Raw genomic sequence first — 20,217 nt, forward strand, 5'->3', positions numbered from 1 at the left:
ATTCCTTTGCGCCGGTGAGCGGATTTCCCGTACTTCCGTTGGGGGTGAACTGCTCGGACTTCTCGTACTTCCCGTACGAGCGGTGTACGGGACTCGTACGAGCGGTGTACGAGCCGGTCCAGTGAATCGGAGGCAAAGGAATTCGTGAACCTTTGAATCCGGATCGTTACTTGAGGTTTTCTTGAGGTTTTGTAGCCTTGCTCACAGTTTTCCCTCGCGGCACCCGGCGAGGCCGATCCGAAACAGCCGTGTCACACTCGGACCATGCGCGTGTATCTCGGCTCCGATCATGCTGGTTTCGAACTCAAGAACCACCTCGTGGAGTGGCTCAAGGAGGCCGGCCACGAACCCGTGGACTGCGGGCCCCTCGTCTACGACGCTGAGGACGACTACCCGCCGTTCTGCCTCCGTGCCGCGGAGCGCACGGCGGCCGACCCCGATGCCCTCGGCATCGTGATCGGCGGTTCCGGCAACGGCGAGCAGATCGCGGCGAACAAGGTGGCCGGCGTCCGCGCCGTGCTCGCCTGGAGCCAGGAGACGGCGGAGCTGGGGCGCGAGCACAACAACGCCAACGTCGTCTCCGTGGGCGCCCGGATGCACTCCGAGGAGGAGGCGACCAAGTTCGTCGAGACCTTCCTCAACACCCCGTTCTCCGGCGTGGACCGCCACGTCCGCCGCATCGACATGCTCTCCGCGTACGAGGCCACGGGCGAACTCCCGCCGATCCCGCCCCACCACCCGCAGGCGTAGCCCCTTCGAACGCCGACCGGAACCATCCAGCGCGGGTCCGCACCCCCAGCCCGTCCGGCGTTCGAGGACGAGCCCTTCGGGCGATGCGGGGGTCCAGGGGGCGGCAGCCCCTTGCGGGGGTCTGAGGGCGGAGCCCCCAGGTACGCGATGGGTCGGGTAGGTGCGGCGGGGGCGAGAAAAGGCCCCCGCCCAGTTCGTCAGGCGCACACCACCAGGAGGACCCCGTGCCCGAGGGGCACACGATCCACCGGCTCGCCGAGGACTACGCGGCGGCCTTCACCGACGGCACCCCCACCCGCGTCACCAGCCCCCAGGGCAAGTTCGCGGACGCCGCCGCCCTCCTCGACGGCACCCCCCTGGAATCCGCCGACGCCCACGGCAAACACCTCTTCCTCGGCTTCCGCGCCTCCGAGTGGATCCACATCCACCTGGGCCTCTTCGGCAAGGTGAACTTCGGCGGCGCCCCCGCCCCGCCCCCCACGGACACGGTCCGCCTCCGCCTCGCGAACCCCACGACGTACGTCGACCTCCGGGGCCCGACGACCTGCGCCCTGATCACGGACGACGAGAAGCGGGCGATACACGGCCGCCTCGGCCCGGACCCCCTGCGCCCCGACGCCGACCCGTCGGCGGCCTACCACCGTATCTCCCGCAGCCGCACGACGATCGCCGCGCTCCTCATGGACCAGAAGATCATCGCGGGTGTGGGCAACGTCTACCGCGCCGAGGTCCTCTTCCGGCACGGCATCGACCCGTATCGCGCGGGCAGGGACATCACTCCCGCCGAGTGGGACGCGGTCTGGGCCGACCTCGTGGACCTGATGCGCGAGGGCGTACGCAACAACCGCATCGACACGGTGCGTCCGGCACACGCCCCCGAGGTCATGGGCCGCCCACCCCGGGTGGACGACCACGGCGGCGAGGTCTACGTGTACCGCAGGGCGAACCTGCCCTGCCACATCTGTGGCGGCGAGATCCGCACCGCCGGTCTCGCCGCCCGCAACCTCTTCTGGTGCCCGAACTGCCAGCACAGGTGACCCGCGTCCGGAGCCGGCGCCCCGGCTCGTGACCCGGGCCCGGAGCCGGCGCCCCGGCTCCGAATCGCTCCCAGGGCGTGCCAGGCGTCGCGAGGCAGGCGGGACTTCCGCAACCCGCCCGGTGCCCCGGCGGGGCGAACGTCTCCTGTCGCGGCCCTAGAACCCGTGCGGCAGCCACGGCGCGACCGCCGACGAGAAGGCCACCGAGGCCTCCGCCAACGCCCCCTGCCGCAGCTCCCGCACCCGCCCGGCCGCCCCGAGCGACACCAGCGACACGCCGCCGAGATACGCCGCCCCCAACTCCCGTACGGACAGCGCGAGATCGGCGGGCTCCCGGGTCGGCACGCAGGAGGCCCCCTTCGCGTCACCGGTGAGCCGCCAACGCCCCTCGTTCCAGGGGCAGAACGCGTCCTCGACCTCGAACACCAGGTCCACCGGCGCCTGGTACGTGCGCGCCTCCAGCGCGGCGTCGACATCGACGAGCCGTACATGCAACGCGTCCCGCAACCGCACGGCGCAGCGCCGGATGTCGGACACCATGTGGTGCCACGACTCGTCCACCGGACGCCCCCGGGTGCGCAGCGTCGTCGTCAGGTCGAGGTCGAAGAGCAGCCGCCACAACGCGGCGTCCGCCGCCGGGTCCAGGGCCTGGAGGTCGTGGAGGACGACGGTGGCCCTGGGCCCGGTGTGGTCGTGGTCCGGTTTGATCCGGTACCGGGCGTAGCCGACCGTCTCGCCGTCCCGCTCGGCGACCACGCACTGCAAGGGCGACGCCCCGTCCCGCTCGCTCTCCGGGTCGAGCACCGTCACCCGCTCCCAGCCGGGCCGCCGCGCCAGCATCCCCGGCCGCCCCGGGACCGACCGTGCGTACACCGACTCACAGACGTCGAGGACATCGGCGGGCGCGGCGAACCGCAGACGTACGTCATCGGTGCCGGGCGGTACGGACAGCCGTACCCGGGTCGTGTCGATCTCGGCGCTGTGCTGGTGCGTCGCGATGCCGTAGCCGAACCGGCCGTAGATCGCCGGCTCCGACGCGGTCAGGACGGCGAGCGGCTCACCCCAGGAGTGGATGTCGTCCAGCTGCCGCCGCATCATCGACGTCAGCAGCCCGCGCCGCCGGTGCGTGGCCGCGACGCTCACCATCGTGATGCCCGCGGCCGGTACGGAGGCGCCGCCGGGGACCGTGACCCGGAAGGAGAACGCCCCCGCGGTGCCCACGCACTGGTCGCCCTCCCAGATTCCCAGGGAACGGTCGTACTCTGTGAGCTCGTTCCACAGCTCGCGCTCCTCGGACGACTCCGGCACGCCCCCGAACGCGCGAACCAGGTTGTCGTACCACGCATCCCACTCGGGCTGCCGCAGCACCCGCAAGTCAGTCGTCATGCGCCATGCCTACCAGGGCGGTGCGGTACGGGCGAGAGAATTTTCCACCGGCCGCGGGGAGTGCCCGCCGTGACCTTCTCCATGAGGCTCGCCGTGCAGTTCACTGTGCAGTTCACTGTGATGTTGAGCGCTCGGACGGGGGACAAGTGGGACCTCCCGTGCCAAGCACCTGGTCCGATGGATAGGGTCCCGAACTAATGGCAGCAGGACGAGGGCGGCGCGCGGCGGCCGAGACGTTCACGGCCCGGTTGAAGAAGCAGTGGCACCGGGCCCGCACCGGCCTGCGCAGATCCGCCGTGGACTACTTCCGCGGGGACGGGTCCGACTGGATCGCCCTGGCCGGCCTGCTGCTCACGATCCCGCTGATCGCCGCGACCACGCTGGTCAACTCGGTCTGGTGCTCACCGGCCGCGCTGGTCCTCCCGATCGTGGCGGGCGGCCTCCTGCTGCGCCCCGCGAGCCTGCTGGGTCTCTACGCGGCCGCCGCCACCGCGCTGATAGTGGAGTCCGTGAAACTCGGCCCGTACACGGAGGGCCCGTCCCGGGTGACCCCCGGTGTGGTCCTGGTCGTCGCGGCCTGCGGCTTCTTCGGTCTGCTGATCGCGCAGTTCCGCAGCCGCGTGGGTGTGCCCTGGCGCCGCGGCGGCACCATGCTCTTCGACCTGCGCGAGCGCATCCGGGTCCAGAGCAAGCTGCCGAAGCTGCCGCTGGGCTGGCACCGTGAGATGGCGCTGCGCCCGGCCGGCGGCCAGTCCTTCTCGGGTGACTTCGTGGTCGCGGCCCGTACGAACGGCGGCCGGACCCTGGAAGTCGTCCTCACGGACGTGTCGGGCAAGGGCATGGACGCGGGTTCGCGGGCGCTGCTCCTGTCCGGCGCCTTCGGCGGCCTGCTGGGCTCGCTCCCCCCGCACGCCTTCCTCACCGCGGCCAACGGCTACCTGCTGCGTCAGGACTGGGACGAGGGCTTCGCCACCTCCATCCACCTGGTCCTCGACCTCGACTCCGGCGACTACGAACTCTTCTCCGCCGGACATCCACCGGGGCTGCAGCTCAGCGCGGGCAGCGGTCGCTGGGAGGAGAAGGCGGCCGAGGGTCCGCTGCTCGGGGTCTACGACGGTGCCCAGTTCGACCCCGTCAAGGGTTCGCTGCGGCCCGGTGACGTCCTCATGCTCTTCACGGACGGTCTGGTGGAGACCTCCGACCGCGACATCGTCGAGGGCATCGACCGCCTCACCGGTGAGGCCGACCGCTATGTCGCCGGCGGCTTCCACGGCGCCGCCTGGCACCTCATCGAGGCGGTGGCCAAGGACGTGAACGACGACAGGGCGCTCCTGCTGATCTGCCGGGAAGCCCCCGCCCCCGCCCCGGCGCGCTGACTTTTCTCCCCGAGGGCGTTCCGCGACGCCGTGCGGGCGCTCCGCCACGTCGATCACCGAGCTCGGTGCCACGGTGGGGGCGGTCCCGGCCCGCGCGGCCCTGCGACGGGAGACACTGGAGGGGTGACGCAGACTCTCCTGACCCTGGCCGAGATAGAGGCCCTCGCCCGTGCGGCGCACTCCGCCCAGACCGACAAGGCGGGGCGGCCGTACGCCGAGCACCTGCAGGCCGTCGCGGACGGGGTGCGCGAGCGTGGCGGCGACGACGAACAGATGGCGGCGGCCTGGCTGCACGACGCCGTCGAGGACGACGTGCTCTCCGAGGAGTGGCTGCGCGAGGCCGCGCTGCCCGCTCGTACGCGGGACATCGTGCTGGCGCTCACCAAACGTGAGGGAGAGGCCCCGGAGGCGTACGCGAAGCGCATCCGTACGACTCCGGGGGCCCTCCTGGTCAAGGCCTCGGACCTGGCGCACAACGGTGACCCGGCCCGCCTCGCGGTCCTCGACGAGCACACGCGCGCACGGCTCACGAAGAAGTACGCCGCCATGCGGGCCCTGCTGGGCCTGCCCCCGAACTGAGTCCGGCGTACCTAGGCTTTGGCCCTGGCCCGTTCGCGGGCCAGTTCCGTCGCGTCCCGTTTGAAGGCCCAGTCCATGCTGGGCTCCATCGCGAAGCGGAAGACCCGGCGGACGGGTGCCGTGCACAGCAGGGTGACGGCCGTGGCCGCGACCAGGGTCACGAAGATCTCGCCGAGCGGCCTGTGCATCCACGCGTGGTCGAACCAGCCCCAGTAGGTGCCGGCCTTGACCAGGAAGCCGTGCAGCAGATAGCCGTACAGCGTGCCCGCGCCGAGCGCCGTGAACCACGTCCGGCGGCGCGGCACCCAGGAGAAGAAGCACGCGGTGAGCAGCAGCGAGCAGCCGAACAGGGCGAACACCATCACCGGGCCCACCCACCACGGGACGCCGAGTTCCTGCGCGCTGTCGCGGTGGTAGAACCAGGCGGTGTTCATCCGCGGCACCGCCCACCAGCCCACCGCGAGCGCGGCGGCGAACACCGGCACCGACAGGATCCGCACCTCACGGCGGCGAGCCAGCTGGAAGTGCTCGGGCTTCATGATCAGGCCCAGCACGAAGAACGGGAGGAACTGGAGCACGCGCTGCAGGTCGAGGTCGTCACCGATGTCCGGTGAGACGGACGCCAGCATGGCGACGACGAGCGCGACCGGGAGCGGCCAACGCACCATCTTCCACAGGGGGGTGGTCAGCCGCCAGATGAACAGCGCGCACAGGAACCAGGTGAGGTACCACGGGTCGAGCAGGCTGATCGGCAGCGACGTGTCGCCGTCTGCCCAGCGCTTGAAGAGGACGTACGACACCTCGAAGACGACATAGGGGACGGCGACGCCGGTCACCAGCCGCTTCAGACGGTCGGGGCGCATGTCGAAACTGCGCGAGAAGTAGCCGGAGATGATGATGAAGGCCGGCATGTGGAAGGAGTACACGACCGTGTACACCGCCTCCAGGATGCGGCTCTGGCCCTTCAGGGGCTCCCAGGCGTGACCCATGGCCACGAGCACGATCGCCAGGTACTTGGCGTTGTCGAAGAAGGCGTCGCGCTGCGCCGCGGGTTTCGCGGCCGGGGCGGCGGCCTCGGACGTTCCCGTCGTGGCGTGCTGCGCGGACTGATCCCGTGGGGAGCGCGGACCCGGCACTCCCCGGGCCGGCTGCTGTGCCGGGGGGAGCGGTGCCCGCTGCCGGCCGTTCGGTCGGAGTGAGTTCGTCACAGACCCTCCCACCAGGCGCGGAGGGAGACGGTCCGGAACGTTGCTGCGCTGGCGGGGGGCGAGGCGGCGTGGAACATCTGAGGCACCCTAGCGTCGTATGTGTGTCTTCGTAAAACCCTCGACGTCATTCCTGCATATGGGCTGCGAGTACCCCGTATTTGAAGATGTGTGCCTGTTGGTTCGCAAGCGGATCCGCATACCGATTCGCTTACCGTAGGGGGCGGTTGCGCGGACGTTCTGTCAACATTCTTCATGACTAAATGGTGCATTAGGTTCGCGGGCGACTCTGGTGATATGTCCGGTTCATTAGTCTTTAGTGGCCTGTTGGCGACCGACGCGCGGCCTCCTCGATGTGCCTGTGGCAACAATTCGAATTGCCTGCGAACGAGATGTGTGGACACAGCAACGGTCCTGCTGAATTTCCTGACCGGGACGGCCTCGAATTACGCTGCGGGGCGGTGCAGTTCACTCCTCCCGGAAGGCTGCCGGTGAGCGGGCTCCACGGGTTCGCGACCGATGATGTGTCACCTGCGGCATACGGAAGCCGCGTTGGTGGCACGATGGTTCTGGCGGGGGTGTGAGGGGTTGCATCCCCGGGCCGGGAGAGCGAACCGACCGTAGGGTGTGATCAGTTGTGGCCATCTCGCTGTCAGTGGTACTGCTGTTGGCGATCATCCTCGTGGTGTTGATCCGGGGAGGATCGATCAAGGCGGGGCCCGCGATCGTCGCGGTGCTCTTCGGCTTCTTCCTCGCGTCGACCGGCATGGCTCCGTCCATCCAACGGTTCCTCGACTCGATAGCGCAGACCATCAACTCGATCAGCTTCTGACCGGACGGGTCCTGCCTGATCCAGGCCCGGCCGCGGCCCGGCCCGCACGCGACGGCCGCGGACACCGACGGCCGTGCCCTCGGTCACCCCTGCTCGCCGGATGCGCGGCCACCGCACCCCGGCACTCCCGCGGTGACCGCGCCGCGCCGCCCGCACGGAGTGCGCAACCTTTCACGCTGTAGTGCGCCGAGCGCGCGAGCCTTCACGCCGTCCGCGCCGCGCTCACCCCTTCGCGCCGGTCCGCGCCGTGCTCGGCCCTTCGTGGAGTCCGCGGCGCGGACTGGCCGGCCACGCCGCGGACTGCGGCAACCCCGAAGGCGACCGGGACCGGGCGGGGGAGAACGCCACTCGACTCCTGCCCTCGCGCCCCCTGGGTGCCGCGCCCCGGGCAGGAAATGCCTGAGCGACAAGCCCAGTTGCGACACCCGAATGGGTGACTATAGTGGGATTTGACTCTATGTGAGAAAAATGCGAAGGGACTGTTATGTCTACCGCGCACAGAAGAGGCGCCGCCGTCCTGAGCTCGGCCTTCGTCGCCGCAACCATCGCTCTGGTCCCGGTCGGCATGCAGCAGGCGTCCGCGGCCGCGCCGAGCGAGACGCACGTCAGTGCGGCCGCCAACGTCTCCAAGTCGAACCAGGACTACACGCGCGGCTTCAAGGACGGCTTCAAGTCCGGTGTCCGCCAGGGTCAGCGGAGCTGTGGGGGCGACGAACGAGCCGCCACCGTCCTGCACAAGGACAAGAACAAGGACTACCAGCACGGCTTCAAGGACGGCTTCAAATCCGGGTTCCGTCAGGGGCAGCGCTCGTGCTGAAGCTTCCGTAGGCTCACCCGGACCGCGGAAACGATCAGGGCCAGGCGGAGGAATGATCCTCTGACCTGGCCCTGAGCCGTTCAGAGCGGGCGACGGGAATCGAACCCGCGTAGCTAGTTTGGAAGACTAGGGCTCTACCATTGAGCTACGCCCGCGCGCATTGCCCCGCAGGTCGGGGACCGCGGCGCTGAAGGCATCGTAGCGGGTTGTACCCCCCGGACGCACACCCTGTTCCGGCGCCCCGCGGACGCCCGTGAAATGCGGCAGCCGCACTGCCTGCGGGCATGTACCCTACGTGTCGCACCGACGGGGTGTGGCGCAGCTTGGTAGCGCGTCCGCTTTGGGAGCGGAAGGCCGTGGGTTCAAATCCCGCCACCCCGACCACCAGCGGCATCCGGCGACAGAAGGCCGATGGCCGGGATCGCAAGATCGCCTTTTGGGGCGTGTACCGCCTGCGGTTACTATGCAGGTTGCGCGCCCGTATGTCTGCACTGTTACGTCTCTCAAGGGCCCGTGAATCCACCGAGGCTCCGCCCGACCGACCGGGCGGACGCACGCGGCGGAACCCCGCAGCAGTACCCCCAAGAAGTCAGCCACAAGGAGACCGAACCGTGAAGAGCGCCGTGGAGAACCTGAACCCGACCCGGGTTCGGCTCACTGTCGAGGTGCCCTTCGAGGAGCTCAAGGACAGCCTCGACGCGGCGTACAAGAAGATCAACCAGCAGGTCACGGTGAAGGGCTTCCGGAAGGGCAAGATCCCGGCCCGCGTCATCGACCAGCGGTTCGGTCGCGGCGCCGTGCTCGAAGAGGCCGTCAACGACGCGCTCCCGAAGTTCTACACCGAAGCGGTCAACGAGGCTGAGCTGAACGTCCTCGGCCAGCCCGAGGTCGACATCACCGAGCTGAAGGACGGCGAGACGCTGAACTTCACCGCCGAGGTCGACGTCCGTCCGGCCATCGAGATCCCGGACTACTCCGGCATCGAGGTCGAGGTCGACGCCATCGAGGTGAGCGACGAGGACATCGAGAAGGCCGTCGAGGAGCTCCGTGAGCGCTTCGCGTCCACCTCGCCGGTCGAGCGCGCCGCCGAGGAGGGCGACGTCGTCACGCTCGACCTGGAGGCCAAGGTCGACGGAGAGGTGCTGGAGGACGGCGTCGCCTCCGACGTCTCCTACACCATCGGCTCCGGCGAGCTGCTGGAAGGCATCGACGAGGCCGTCAAGGGCCTGGAGGCCGGTGGCGAGACCACCTTCACCTCCGAGCTCAAGGGCGGCTCCGCGGCCGGCAAGGAGGCCGAGGTCACCGTCAAGGTCTCCCAGGTCGCCGCGCGTGAACTCCCCGAGCTGGACGACGAGTTCGCGCAGCTCGCCTCCGAGTTCGACACCCTCGAGGAGCTCCGTGCGGACAGCCGCAAGCGCCTCGAGAACATGAAGGAGTACGACCAGGCCACGCAGGCCCAGGAGCGCGTCCTGGAGAAGCTGCTCGAGCTGGTCGAGGTGCCCGTCCCCGAGAAGCTGCTCGAGGACGAGATCAACACCCGCAAGCACAACCTCGAGCACCACCAGCTCGGCCAGATGGGCCTCGACCTCGCGAAGTACCTGGAGATCCAGGGCAAGACCGAGGAAGAGTGGGACGCCGAGACCAAGGAAGCCGCGGTCAAGGGCATCAAGACGCAGTTCGTCCTCGACGAGCTCGTCAACAAGGAGAAGCTGAACGTCAACCAGGAGGAGCTCACCGAGCACCTCATGCGGCGTGCGGCCTCCTCCGGCATGTCCCCCGACCAGTTCGCCCAGGCGGTCGTCGAAGGCGGCCAGGTCCCGATGCTGGTCGGCGAGGTCGCCCGCGGCAAGGCGCTCGCGGTCGTCGTCGAGGCCGCCACGGTCAAGGACACGAACGGCGAGATCGTCGACCTGGACGACGAGGACGAGACGGAGGGCTCCACGGAGTCCACCGAGGTCGTCGAGTCCGAGGCCGCCGAGGACAAGCCCGAGGCCTGACCGCCTCACCAGCCCGAGGGCTGACCGCCTCACCAGTACGCCGTGACGGGCCCCCGGGGACTTACGAGTCCCCGGGGGCCCGTACGTCTTCAGGGCCCCCGTCCTCGCCCCTGGGGCCCGCCGCGTGTCCCGGGGGCGTGCGGAGCCTGGCGAGCGCCCCGCCACCGGACGTACCCGACGGCGCACAGCCGGTGGCGGACGCCCGCACGGCCCCGCGGGGGTGGACGGCGCCGCATCGCGCGCCTCTTCGGGGGCCCGCGGCACCCCGGTCCGAGCGGGCCGGCGCATGCGCTCACAGCGAACAGTTCCTTCTGCGGGATTCACCGAAGGGACCAGCGCGTTAGGGTCCATGAATACGAGGGCAGGGGAGTCCCCGAAGCCGCCCGGAGCGGTGTTGCACCGGGGTCCCACGCCCCCAGCAGAAGACGTGAGACGGCCCGGCGCCGTCGTAAGACGAGCAGGTGGATACGTGACGAATCTGATGCCCACAGCTGCCGGCGACCCCATCGGTGGTGGCCTCGGCGACCAGGTCTACAACCGACTGCTCGGCGAGCGGATCATCTTCCTCGGCCAGGCGGTCGACGATGACATCGCCAACAAGATCACGGCGCAGCTGCTGCTCCTTGCCTCCGACCCGGACAAGGACATCTACCTCTACATCAACAGCCCCGGCGGTTCGATCACCGCGGGCATGGCGATCTACGACACCATGCAGTACATCAAGAACGACGTGGTGACGATCGCCATGGGCATGGCGGCCTCGATGGGCCAGTTCCTGCTCAGCGCGGGCACCCCCGGCAAGCGCTTCGCGCTGCCGAACGCCGAGATCCTGATCCACCAGCCGTCGGCCGGCCTCGCCGGCTCGGCTTCGGACATCAAGATCCACGCCGAGCGGCTGCTGCACACGAAGAAGCGCATGGCGGAGCTGACCTCCTTCCACACCGGCCAGACCGTGGAGCAGATCACCCGCGACTCGGACCGCGACCGCTGGTTCGACCCGATCGAGGCCAAGGAGTACGGCCTCATCGACGACATCATGCCCACCGCTGCCGGCATGCCGGGCGGCGGCGGCACCGGGGCGGCGTAAGCCCCTCAGCGCCCCCAGGGCGGCCGTGGAGCCCACCCGCCGCCATCCCCGCCCCCGGGGGTGGCGCAGGGCCCCCAGCGCCCCCAGGCGACCGCCTCAGCCCTTTTCAGGCTCTTCAGGAGACACAGTGAACGACTTCCCCGGCAGCGGCCTCCACGCCCGCACGCAGGCCGAGTACACCGGTCCTCGCGCGGAGTCCCGCTACGTCATCCCGCGCTTCGTCGAGCGCACCTCGCAGGGCGTGCGTGAGTACGACCCGTACGCGAAGCTGTTCGAGGAGCGTGTCATCTTCCTCGGCGTGCAGATCGACGACGCCTCCGCCAACGACGTCATGGCGCAGTTGCTGTGCCTGGAGTCGATGGACCCCGACCGTGACATCTCGGTCTACATCAACAGCCCCGGTGGCTCCTTCACGGCGCTCACCGCGATCTACGACACGATGCAGTTCGTGAAGCCCGACATCCAGACGGTCTGCATGGGCCAGGCCGCCTCGGCCGCCGCGATCCTGCTGGCCGCCGGTACGCCGGGCAAGCGCATGGCGCTTCCGAACGCCCGTGTGCTGATCCACCAGCCCTACAGCGAGACCGGCCGCGGCCAGGTCTCCGACCTCGAAATCGCGGCGAACGAGATCCTCCGGATGCGTGCGCAGCTCGAGGACATGCTGGCCAAGCACTCGACCACGCCGATCGACAAGATCCGCGAGGACATCGAGCGCGACAAGATCCTCACCGCTGAGGACGCGCTGGCGTACGGGCTGATCGACCAGATCATCTCCACCCGCAAGATGAACAATTCCGCGGTCGTCTGACGTACCGCTGTATCGTCTGCCGCTCCTTGGCGTGGTTCACGACAAAGTGAACCACGCCAAGGGGGGCCCGAACGGGGGGCTCGGCAAGGTACCGTCGTTCATAAGGCAGCACCAGGAGCCGCTGGACCTAGGCGTCTCCCAGGCGAAGGGGAAGCACACCGTGGCACGCATCGGTGACGGCGGCGATCTGCTCAAGTGCTCGTTCTGTGGCAAGAGCCAGAAGCAGGTCAAGAAGCTCATCGCAGGCCCCGGTGTGTACATCTGCGACGAGTGCATCGATCTCTGCAACGAGATCATCGAGGAAGAACTCGCGGAAACGAGCGAGGTCCGCTGGGAGGAACTCCCCAAGCCCCGCGAGATCTACGAGTTCCTGGAGGGGTACGTCGTCGGCCAGGAGGCCGCGAAGAAGGCCCTCTCGGTCGCGGTGTACAACCACTACAAGCGGGTCCAGGCAGGTGAGAACGGCGGCGGTCAGAACCGGGACGACGCCATCGAGTTGGCGAAGTCCAACATCCTCCTGCTGGGTCCCACGGGCTCCGGCAAGACGCTGCTCGCCCAGACGCTCGCCCGGATGCTCAACGTCCCGTTCGCCATCGCCGACGCGACGGCGCTGACGGAGGCGGGCTACGTGGGCGAGGACGTCGAGAACATCCTGCTGAAGCTCATCCAGGCGGCGGACTACGACGTCAAGAAGGCCGAGACGGGCATCATCTACATCGACGAGATCGACAAGGTGGCCCGCAAGAGCGAGAACCCGTCGATCACGCGCGACGTGAGCGGTGAGGGTGTCCAGCAGGCGCTGCTGAAGATCCTGGAGGGCACGACGGCCTCGGTCCCGCCTCAGGGCGGCCGCAAGCACCCGCACCAGGAGTTCATCCAGATCGACACGACGAACGTCCTGTTCATCGTGGGCGGCGCCTTCGCGGGCCTGGAGAAGCTCATCGAGTCCCGCGCGGGGGCGAAGGGCATCGGCTTCGGCGCGACGATCCGCTCGAAGCGCGAGCTGGAGGAGAAGGACCAGTTCGAGGACGTCATGCCCGAGGACCTGGTCAAGTTCGGCATGATCCCCGAGTTCATCGGCCGCCTCCCGGTCATCACGTCGGTCCACAACCTCGACCGCGCGGCGCTCCTCCAGATCCTCGTCGAGCCGCGCAACGCGCTCGTCAAGCAGTACCAGCGTCTCTTCGAACTCGACGGTGTGGAGCTGGACTTCGAGCGCGAGGCGCTCGAGGCCATCGCCGACCAGGCCATCCTCCGCCAGACCGGCGCGCGCGGCCTGCGCGCCATCATGGAGGAGGTCCTCCAGGCGGTGATGTACGAGGTCCCCTCGCGCAAGGACGTGGCGAGGGTCGTCATCACGGCCGACGTGGTCCTGTCGAACGTCAACCCGACACTCATCCCGCGGGACGCCCGCGGGCGGGGCCCGGGGGAGCAGAAGACGGCGTAACCCGCGGATGGACACACCAGGCACATGACGAAGGGGCCCCGGTCGACCGACCGGGGCCCCTTCGTGGTCGTCGCGAACGGTCAGATCTTTACGCGGACGTCGTCACGGAGCTTGCTGGCCGTCTCGGCCGCGACGTCCATCGAGCCGCTCTTGCCCGCGAGCAGGCTCGCCGTGTCGTACGAGACCACGTAGGCGACCGTGCTGCGGTCGCCCCAGATGCAGATCGGCATCCGGGTCGTCTTGCCGCTGGCCTCGGTCTCCACGAACTGGCACTTCATGACACCGTTCTTGAAGCCGGCGGGCGTCATCTTCTGAGGGCTGCCGACGAGTTTGCCGTCGGAGGCGGAGCCCTTCTCGGACTCCTTCTTGGTGTTGGCGAACATGGCGTCGATGACCTTCTCCGGGTCGTCGATGCTGCCGTAGACGCCGCTGAACGTCACCAGCTTGCCGTTGACGGGGCTGCCGCTCTGGTAGCTCGCGCTGACGTCCTTGGGGTTCTTGACGCCCCAGCTCTCGGCGTCCTTGATGTCCGACTTGGACATGGTGCCGGACTTGGCGTCGCCGCTCTTCTTGTACGTGCCGTCGATCACCGTCGCCGGCGCCGTCAGCTTGTGCGCCCCGTCGTCCGCCACCGAACTGCCGCCCCCGCCGCCACCGGCGAGGAGGGCCGTGCCCACGGCGATCACGGCCACGACCGCCACCGCGCCGATGATGAGCGCCGTCTTCTTCTTGCCGCCGCCGGGAGCGGGCGGCTGCGGAGCGCCGTAGGGCTGCTGACCGTAGGGGGGCTGCTGGCCGTAGGGGGGCTGCTGGCCGTAAGGCTGCTGCTGACCGTAAGGAGGCGTCTGGGGCGGGACACCCTGGGGCGCCTGGGGAGCCTGCTGGGGATAGCCGTAGCCGGGCTGCGGGGGAGTCCCCGGAGCCTGCGCCGGGTAGCCGTAGCCGGGCTGAGGCGCCTGCGGCGGCTGGCCGTACGGTCCAGGCTGCCCCGGCTGACCGCCGTACGGTCCGGGCTGCTGGGGCTGCCCGCCGTACGGGCCCGGCTGGTTGTAGCTCATTCTGGGTTCCCCTCCAGATGCTTATGTGTTCCTGACATCCTGGCGCAACGCCCGGGATGCCACGGCAGTGGGGGGCGGACCGTTACGAAAGAAACGCGTTTAGGGACAGGGCGGTGACGCCTCTAAACTGACCCCGTGACCGAGAACTCTCAGCAGCCGCAATCAGCGCCCACTTCCGAACTGCCGACCCAGTACGCGCCGGCCGAGGTAGAGGGGCCGCTGTACGAGCGCTGGGTAGAACGGGGTTACTTCGCGGCCGACGCGAAGAGCGACAAGCCCGCGTACACCATCGTCATCCCCCCGCCGAACGTCACCGGCTCGCTGCACCTGGGCCACGCCTTCCAGCACACGCTGATGGACGCGCTGACCCGCCGCAAGCGCATGCAGGGCTACGAGGCGCTGTGGCTCCCCGGCATGGACCACGCCGGTATCGCCACCCAGAACAAGGTCGAGCAGCAGCTCGCCGAGGAAGGCAAGTCGCGGCAGGACCTGGGGCGCGAGGAGTTCGTCGAGCGGGTCTGGCAGTGGAAGGAGGAGTACGGCGGCAAGATCCTCGGCCAGATGCGGCGCCTCGGTGACGGAGTCGACTGGGACCGCGAGCGGTTCACCATGGACGAGGGGCTGTCCAAGGCCGTCCAGACCATCTTCAAGAAGCTGTTCGACGACGAGCTGATCTACCGCGCCGAGCGCATCATCAACTGGTGCCCCCGCTGTCTGACCGCGATCTCCGACATCGAGGTCGAGTACCAGGAGGACGACGGCGAGCTGGTCTCGATCAAGTACGGGGAGGGTGACGAGACCCTCGTGGTCGCCACCACCCGTGCCGAGACGATGCTCGGTGACACGGCGGTCGCCGTCCACCCCGACGACGAGCGGTACAAGCACCTGGTCGGCAGGCGCATCAAGCTTCCGCTGACGGACCGTACGATCCCGGTCGTCGCGGACACCCACGTCGACCCCGAGTTCGGCACGGGCGCCGTGAAGGTCACCCCCGCTCACGACCCGAACGACTTCGCGATCGGCCAGCGCCACGGCCTCGAGTCGATCACGGTCATGGACGAGCGGGCCGTCATCACCGTCCACGGCCCCTTCCAGGGCCTCGACCGCTTCGAGGCGCGCAGCGCGATCGTCGCCGCGCTGCGTTCGCAGGGCCGGATCGTCGCCGAGAAGCGCCCCTACGTCCACTCCGTGGGCCACTGCTCGCGGTGCAGGACCACCGTCGAGCCGCGCCTGTCCATGCAGTGGTGGGTCAAGGTCGGCCCGCTCGCCCAGGCGGCCGGTGACGCCGTCCGCGACGGCCGGGTCGCCATCCACCCCGCGGACATGTCGAAGCGCTACTTCGACTGGGTCGACAACATGCACGACTGGTGCATCTCGCGGCAGTTGTGGTGGGGCCACCGGATTCCCGTCTGGTACGGGCCCGCCGGCGAGGTCGTCTGCCTCGGCCCCGACGAGGAGCCGCCGGGCACGGAGGCCGAGGGCTGGAAGCAGGACACGGACGTCCTGGACACCTGGTTCTCGTCCGGCCTGTGGCCGTTCTCCACGCTGGGCTGGCCCGAGCGGACCGCGGACCTGGAGAAGTTCTACTCGACCGACGTCCTGCTCACCGGCCACGACATCATCTTCTTCTGGGTCGCCCGGATGATGATGTTCGGCCTGTACGCGATGGACGGCGAGGTGCCCTTCAAGACCATCGCCCTCACCGGTCTGGTCCGTGACGAGCGCGGCAAGAAGATGTCGAAGTCCTTCGGCAACGTGGTGGACCCGCTCGACTGGATGGACGCGTACGGCTCGGACGCCGTCCGCTTCACGCTCGCGCGCGGCGCCAACCCCGGTACGGACGTGCCGATCGGCGAGGACTGGGTCCAGGCGTCCCGGAACTTCGCCAACAAGATCTGGAACGCCACCCGCTTCGCGCTGATGAACGGCGCGACGGTCGAAGGCCCGCTGCCGGAGCCGGAGAAGCTGTCGGCGACCGACCGGTGGATCCTGTCGCGGCTGAACAAGACCGTGGCCGAAGTCGACGCGTTCTACGAGGACTTCCAGTTCGCGAAGCTGTCGGACGCGCTGTACCACTTCGCGTGGGACGAGGTCTTCGACTGGTACGTCGAGCTGTCCAAGACGACGTTCATGGCGGGCGGCGAGCCGGCGAAGATCTCCGGCCGGGTGCTCGGCGAGGTCCTCGACGTGACGCTCCGCCTCCTCCACCCGGTCGTCCCGTTCGTGACGGAGACGCTCTGGACGACGCTGACCGGCGGCGAGTCGGTCGTCGTCGCCGACTGGCCGGAGGACAGCGGGTTCCGTGACGCCGCGGCGGAGCGGGAGATCGAGACGCTCCAGCAGGTCATCACGGAGGTCCGCCGATTCCGCGCCGACCAGGGGCTGCAGCCCGGTCAGCGCGTTCCGGCCCGGCTCACGCTCGACGGGACCGCGCTGGCCCCGCACGAGGCGGCCATCCGCCAGCTGCTGCGCCTGCAGCCGGAGGGAGAGGCCTTCGCGGCCACGGCGACGCTGCCCGTCGCCGGTGCCACGGTGGCGCTCGACCTCTCCGGCACGATCGATGTGGCGGCCGAGCGCAAGCGGCTCGCCAAGGATCTCGCCGCCGCGGAGAAGGAGAAGGCCCAGGCGAGCGCCAAGCTCGGCAACGAGGCGTTTCTCGCCAAGGCTCCGGACCAGGTGGTCGAGAAGATCCGTACGCGGCTCACCAAGGCGGACGAGGACATCGCGCGGATCCGCACGCAGCTGGAGCGACTGCCGCAGGCGTAGCGCCGGCCGGCGAAGGCCCTTCGGAATCCTTGAGGTTCCGGGGGCCTTTGTCGTTCTTCGGCCGCGGGCGGATGGTGGCCGCCCGCGCCCCTTGGGCCGGGCTTCGCGTGGTCTTTCGTATGTCGGCCGGTGGTGGCTGGTCGCGCAGTTCCCCGCGCCCCTTGGGCCGGGCTTCGCCCGGTCTTTCGTATGCCGGCGGGTGGGGGCTGGTCGCGCAGTTCCCCGCGCCCCTTTGGGCGGGCTTCGCCCGGTCTTTCGTATGCCGGCCGGTGGGGGTTGCCCGCGCCCCTCGAGCGGGGTTTCGCCCGGGGGTGTTTTCAGCCCGTCCGGCGTTTGAGGACGAGGCCGTTCAGACCGATGCGGGGGTCCAGGGGGCGCAGCGCCCCTGGACGGTGCCCCGGGCGAGCGGAGTCGAGGCCGCGGGCCGGTGGGGGCGGGAACCCCCGGAGGGGCACGGCTCCGTAGACTGGGAGCGTGAGTGAGCTCCCCCCGTACGACGACAGCAGCGAGTCCGACGAATCGGAACCGCGCGATCCGATCGGTCTCTTCGACGAGATCGTCGCGGCCGAGACCGACCGTGACCCCGATCTCGCGGTGATCGAGGCCGGCAGCCGCACCCTGCGTGCCCGGGGCAGCGCCGCGGAGCGGGCCGACGTGCCCGCCCGGCCGGCCGACCCCGAGGTCGACAGGGCGTTGCGCGCGGTGGAGGCCGAGCTCGCCACCCGCTGGGGCGAGACCAAGCTGGAGCCCTCCGTCAGCCGCATCGCCGCGCTGATGGACGTGCTGGGCGAGCCGCAGCGCGCGTACCCGTCGATCCACATCACCGGAACGAACGGCAAGACGTCCACCGCACGCATGATCGAGGCCCTGCTCGGCGCCTTCGACCTGCGCACCGGCCGGTACACCAGCCCCCACGTCCAGTCGGTCACCGAGCGGATCAGCCTCGACGGCGTCCCGGTCTCCGCCGAGCGGTTCATCGAGACGTACGAGGACATCAAGCCGTACGTCGAGATGGTCGACTCCCAGCAGGAGTACCGGCTCTCCTTCTTCGAGGTGCTCACCGCCATGGCGTACGCGGCCTTCGCGGACGCCCCCGTGGACGTGGCCGTCGTCGAGGTCGGGATGGGCGGCAGCTGGGACGCCACCAACGTGATCGACGGCGCCGTGGCCGTCGTCACCCCCATCGACCTCGACCACACCGACCGCCTCGGCACGACTCCCGGCGAGATCGCCACCGAGAAGGCCGGCATCGTCAAGCAGGACGCGACGGTGATCCTGGCGCAGCAGCCGGTGGACGCGTCCCAGGTGCTGCTGAAGAAGGCCGTCGAGGTCGATGCCACCGTGGCCCGCGAGGGCCTGGAGTTCGGGGTCGTGGCCCGGCAGGTCGCCGTGGGCGGTCAGCTGGTCACGCTGCGCGGGCTCGGCGGGGAGTACGAGGAGATCTTCCTGCCGCTGCACGGCGCGTACCAGGCGCACAACGCAGCCGTGGCGCTCGCCGCGGTCGAGGCGTTCTTCGGCGTCGGTGCCGCGCACGCGCAGAGCCTCGACATCGACACCGTCCGCAAGGCCTTCGCCTCGGTGACCTCGCCGGGCCGCCTGGAGATCGTGCGCCGCTCGCCGACCGTCGTCCTGGACGCCGCGCACAACCCGGCGGGCGCCCGTGCCACAGCGGAGGCCGTCAGCGAGGTCTTCGACTTCAGCCGGCTGATCGGCGTGGTCGGCGCGAGTGCCGACAAGAACGTACGGGGGCTGCTGGAAGCCTTCGAGCCGATCTTCTCCGAGGTCGTGGTCACACAGAACTCCAGCCATCGCGCGATGGACGCGGACGAGCTGGCCGGGATCGCCGTCGAGATCTTCGGCGAGGACCGGGTGCAGGTCGAGCCGCGGCTCGACGACGCGATCGAGGCCGCGATCACGCTGGCCGAGGAGGAGGGCGAGTACACCGGCGGCGGCGTCCTCGTCACCGGTTCCGTCATCACCGTCGGCGAGGCCCGACTGCTTCTGGGAAGGCGCTGACCGCCGTGCGTACGCTCTGTGCTTCGACCCTGATCGGCGAGTTCTTCGTCGTCGGTTTCGCCGGGCTCGTCGCGATGAAGGACCCGGGTCTGTCCACCGCCACCGTCTGGACGGTCAGCGGGATCGTCATGGTGCTGAGTGTCCTGCTCTGTGGCATGATCACCCGCCCCGGAGGCGTGCAGCTCGGCTGGGCCCTGCAGATCGTGCTGATCGCCAGCGGGTTCTTCGTGACCTCGATGTTCTTCCTGGGCGCGGTCTTCGCGGCGCTGTGGTGGGCTTCGGTGCACTACGGCCGGAAGATCGACGAGGCGAAGGCGCGGTTCGCCGCGCAGGCGGAGGCGGAGGGGCACGCCGCGTAGCGGACGCGCCCCACGGCTTGCGCGCGAGCTCGCGGGCCTCGTAGCACCTGACTCTGCGTGACACCCACCCCGACACGCCCTGTAGCCTCGGTCACCCGCACACTTGTGACCTGAAGGAGCACCACCGTGAGCCAGCGCACCCTCGTCCTGCTCAAGCCCGACACCGTCCGTCGTGGCCTGACCGGCGAGATCATCAGCCGCATCGAGCGCAAGGCCGGCTGGCAGATCACCGCGCTGGAGCTGCGCACGCTGGACCAGGACACGCTGGAGCAGCACTACGGCGAGCACAAGGGCAAGCCGTTCTACGAGCCGCTCGTCGAGTTCATGGCGTCCGGCCCGGTCGTGGCGCTGGTCGTCGAGGGTGAGCGGGTCATCGAAGGGGTGCGGGCGCTGGCCGGCCCCACCGACCCCATCGCCGCCGCCCCCGGCTCCATCCGCGGGGACTACGGCGTGATCGTCCGCGAGAACCTGATCCACGCCTCCGACTCCGAGGAGTCCGCCGAGCGTGAGCTGAAGATCTTCTTCCCCGGTCGCGGCTGAGTTCCACGGACCGCGCGAGCGCTAATTTTCCGCGAATTTTTCGCGGGGTCGTCTCGTCATTCGGATGTCCGACACGGGGCGGCCGCGAAATTTACGGCCGTCCTGTGGCATATGCGTGGCGATCGGGGGAACGCGTGCCCCCGTTGGCCCGTCTCCA

The 20,217-nt window shown here is 69.4% G+C and carries 17 protein-coding genes and 2 tRNA genes; 15 read left to right on the forward strand and 4 right to left on the reverse strand.

Going from position 1 to position 20,217, the window contains the following annotated elements; genetic code table 11:
• Positions 1–264: 264 nt before the first annotated feature.
• Both OG199_RS27325 and OG199_RS27330 read left to right on the forward strand, forming a co-directional pair.
• The gene (locus tag OG199_RS27325) at positions 265–750 is read left to right on the forward strand and encodes a ribose-5-phosphate isomerase (RefSeq protein WP_356800877.1); all 486 of its coding nucleotides are present in this window, start codon (positions 265–267) and stop codon (positions 748–750) included.
• A gap of 224 nt (positions 751–974) precedes the next feature.
• Positions 975–1,787, forward strand: a complete 813-nt coding sequence (locus OG199_RS27330) for an Fpg/Nei family DNA glycosylase (RefSeq protein WP_405831722.1) — start codon at positions 975–977, stop codon at positions 1,785–1,787.
• 156 nt (positions 1,788–1,943) lie between these two features.
• Here OG199_RS27330 and OG199_RS27335 read toward each other — a convergent pair whose 3' ends face one another.
• Positions 1,944–3,173 (reverse strand): GNAT family N-acetyltransferase, encoded by a 1,230-nt coding sequence (locus tag OG199_RS27335; RefSeq protein ID WP_356809373.1) that lies wholly within the window; start codon positions 3,171–3,173, stop codon positions 1,944–1,946.
• A gap of 197 nt (positions 3,174–3,370) precedes the next feature.
• Between OG199_RS27335 and OG199_RS27340 the strand changes: the two genes are divergently transcribed.
• Positions 3,371–4,549, forward strand: coding sequence for a PP2C family protein-serine/threonine phosphatase (locus OG199_RS27340; RefSeq protein WP_266699186.1), 1,179 nt, complete (start codon positions 3,371–3,373; stop codon positions 4,547–4,549).
• 123 nt (positions 4,550–4,672) lie between these two features.
• A complete protein-coding gene (locus tag OG199_RS27345) occupies positions 4,673–5,128 on the forward strand; it encodes an HD domain-containing protein (protein ID WP_356809374.1) in 456 nt (151 codons plus the stop codon).
• 11 nt (positions 5,129–5,139) lie between these two features.
• On the opposite strand, the gene OG199_RS27350 is transcribed toward OG199_RS27345, so the two are convergent.
• Positions 5,140–6,336 (reverse strand): acyltransferase family protein, encoded by a 1,197-nt coding sequence (locus OG199_RS27350; protein WP_405831724.1) that lies wholly within the window; start codon positions 6,334–6,336, stop codon positions 5,140–5,142.
• 634 nt (positions 6,337–6,970) lie between these two features.
• On the opposite strand from OG199_RS27350, the gene OG199_RS27355 reads away from it, so the two are divergent.
• Positions 6,971–7,165 carry a hypothetical protein gene (locus OG199_RS27355; protein WP_054231893.1) on the forward strand — a complete coding sequence of 65 codons (195 nt, stop codon included), beginning with the start codon at positions 6,971–6,973 and terminating at the stop codon, positions 7,163–7,165.
• Positions 7,166–7,649: 484 nt separating this feature from the next.
• Positions 7,650–7,982, forward strand: coding sequence for a hypothetical protein (locus OG199_RS27360; RefSeq protein WP_405831726.1), 333 nt, complete (start codon positions 7,650–7,652; stop codon positions 7,980–7,982).
• Between the two features lie 84 nt (positions 7,983–8,066).
• Here OG199_RS27360 and OG199_RS27365 read toward each other — a convergent pair.
• A tRNA-Gly gene (locus OG199_RS27365) sits at positions 8,067–8,137 on the reverse strand.
• Between the two features lie 152 nt (positions 8,138–8,289).
• Between OG199_RS27365 and OG199_RS27370 the strand changes: the two genes are divergently transcribed.
• The 5 genes from OG199_RS27370 (at position 8,290) to clpX (ending at position 13,321) form a co-directional block, all read left to right on the forward strand.
• Positions 8,290–8,366 (forward strand) — tRNA-Pro (locus OG199_RS27370).
• Positions 8,367–8,593: 227 nt separating this feature from the next.
• Positions 8,594–9,979: a trigger factor gene (tig, locus tag OG199_RS27375; protein ID WP_351717453.1), complete on the forward strand. Its 1,386-nt coding sequence runs from the start codon at positions 8,594–8,596 to the stop codon at positions 9,977–9,979.
• Between the two features lie 481 nt (positions 9,980–10,460).
• Positions 10,461–11,066: an ATP-dependent Clp protease proteolytic subunit gene (locus OG199_RS27380; RefSeq protein WP_060897745.1), complete on the forward strand. Its 606-nt coding sequence runs from the start codon at positions 10,461–10,463 to the stop codon at positions 11,064–11,066.
• 127 nt (positions 11,067–11,193) lie between these two features.
• Positions 11,194–11,874 carry an ATP-dependent Clp protease proteolytic subunit gene (locus OG199_RS27385; protein WP_351717451.1) on the forward strand — a complete coding sequence of 227 codons (681 nt, stop codon included), beginning with the start codon at positions 11,194–11,196 and terminating at the stop codon, positions 11,872–11,874.
• Positions 11,875–12,034: 160 nt separating this feature from the next.
• Entirely contained in the window at positions 12,035–13,321 is a 1,287-nt protein-coding gene (gene clpX / locus OG199_RS27390) for an ATP-dependent Clp protease ATP-binding subunit ClpX (protein WP_266699180.1), read from the forward strand.
• Between the two features lie 80 nt (positions 13,322–13,401).
• Here the strand turns inward: clpX and OG199_RS27395 are convergent, their stop codons facing one another.
• Positions 13,402–14,379, reverse strand: coding sequence for a hypothetical protein (locus OG199_RS27395; protein WP_356802670.1), 978 nt, complete (start codon positions 14,377–14,379; stop codon positions 13,402–13,404).
• Between the two features lie 135 nt (positions 14,380–14,514).
• Between OG199_RS27395 and OG199_RS27400 the strand changes: the two genes are divergently transcribed.
• The 4 genes from OG199_RS27400 to ndk all read left to right on the forward strand — a co-directional run bounded on the left by OG199_RS27400 (position 14,515) and on the right by ndk (position 20,060).
• Positions 14,515–17,145: a valine--tRNA ligase gene (locus OG199_RS27400; RefSeq protein WP_356802668.1), complete on the forward strand. Its 2,631-nt coding sequence runs from the start codon at positions 14,515–14,517 to the stop codon at positions 17,143–17,145.
• Between the two features lie 474 nt (positions 17,146–17,619).
• Positions 17,620–19,161 carry a bifunctional folylpolyglutamate synthase/dihydrofolate synthase gene (locus OG199_RS27405; protein WP_405831729.1) on the forward strand — a complete coding sequence of 514 codons (1,542 nt, stop codon included), beginning with the start codon at positions 17,620–17,622 and terminating at the stop codon, positions 19,159–19,161.
• A 5-nt stretch (positions 19,162–19,166) separates the two neighbouring features.
• Complete coding sequence (locus tag OG199_RS27410) at positions 19,167–19,520, forward strand: DUF4233 domain-containing protein (protein ID WP_153290600.1); 354 nt, start codon at positions 19,167–19,169, stop codon at positions 19,518–19,520.
• A 126-nt stretch (positions 19,521–19,646) separates the two neighbouring features.
• On the forward strand, positions 19,647–20,060 hold the full coding sequence (gene ndk / locus OG199_RS27415) for a nucleoside-diphosphate kinase (protein ID WP_351717441.1): 414 nt from the start codon (positions 19,647–19,649) through the stop codon (positions 20,058–20,060).
• The last annotated feature ends 157 nt before the right edge of the window (positions 20,061–20,217 follow it).

The sequence above is a fragment of the Streptomyces sp. NBC_01176 genome (assembly GCF_045039825.1).
GTDB lineage: Bacteria > Actinomycetota > Actinomycetes > Streptomycetales > Streptomycetaceae > Streptomyces.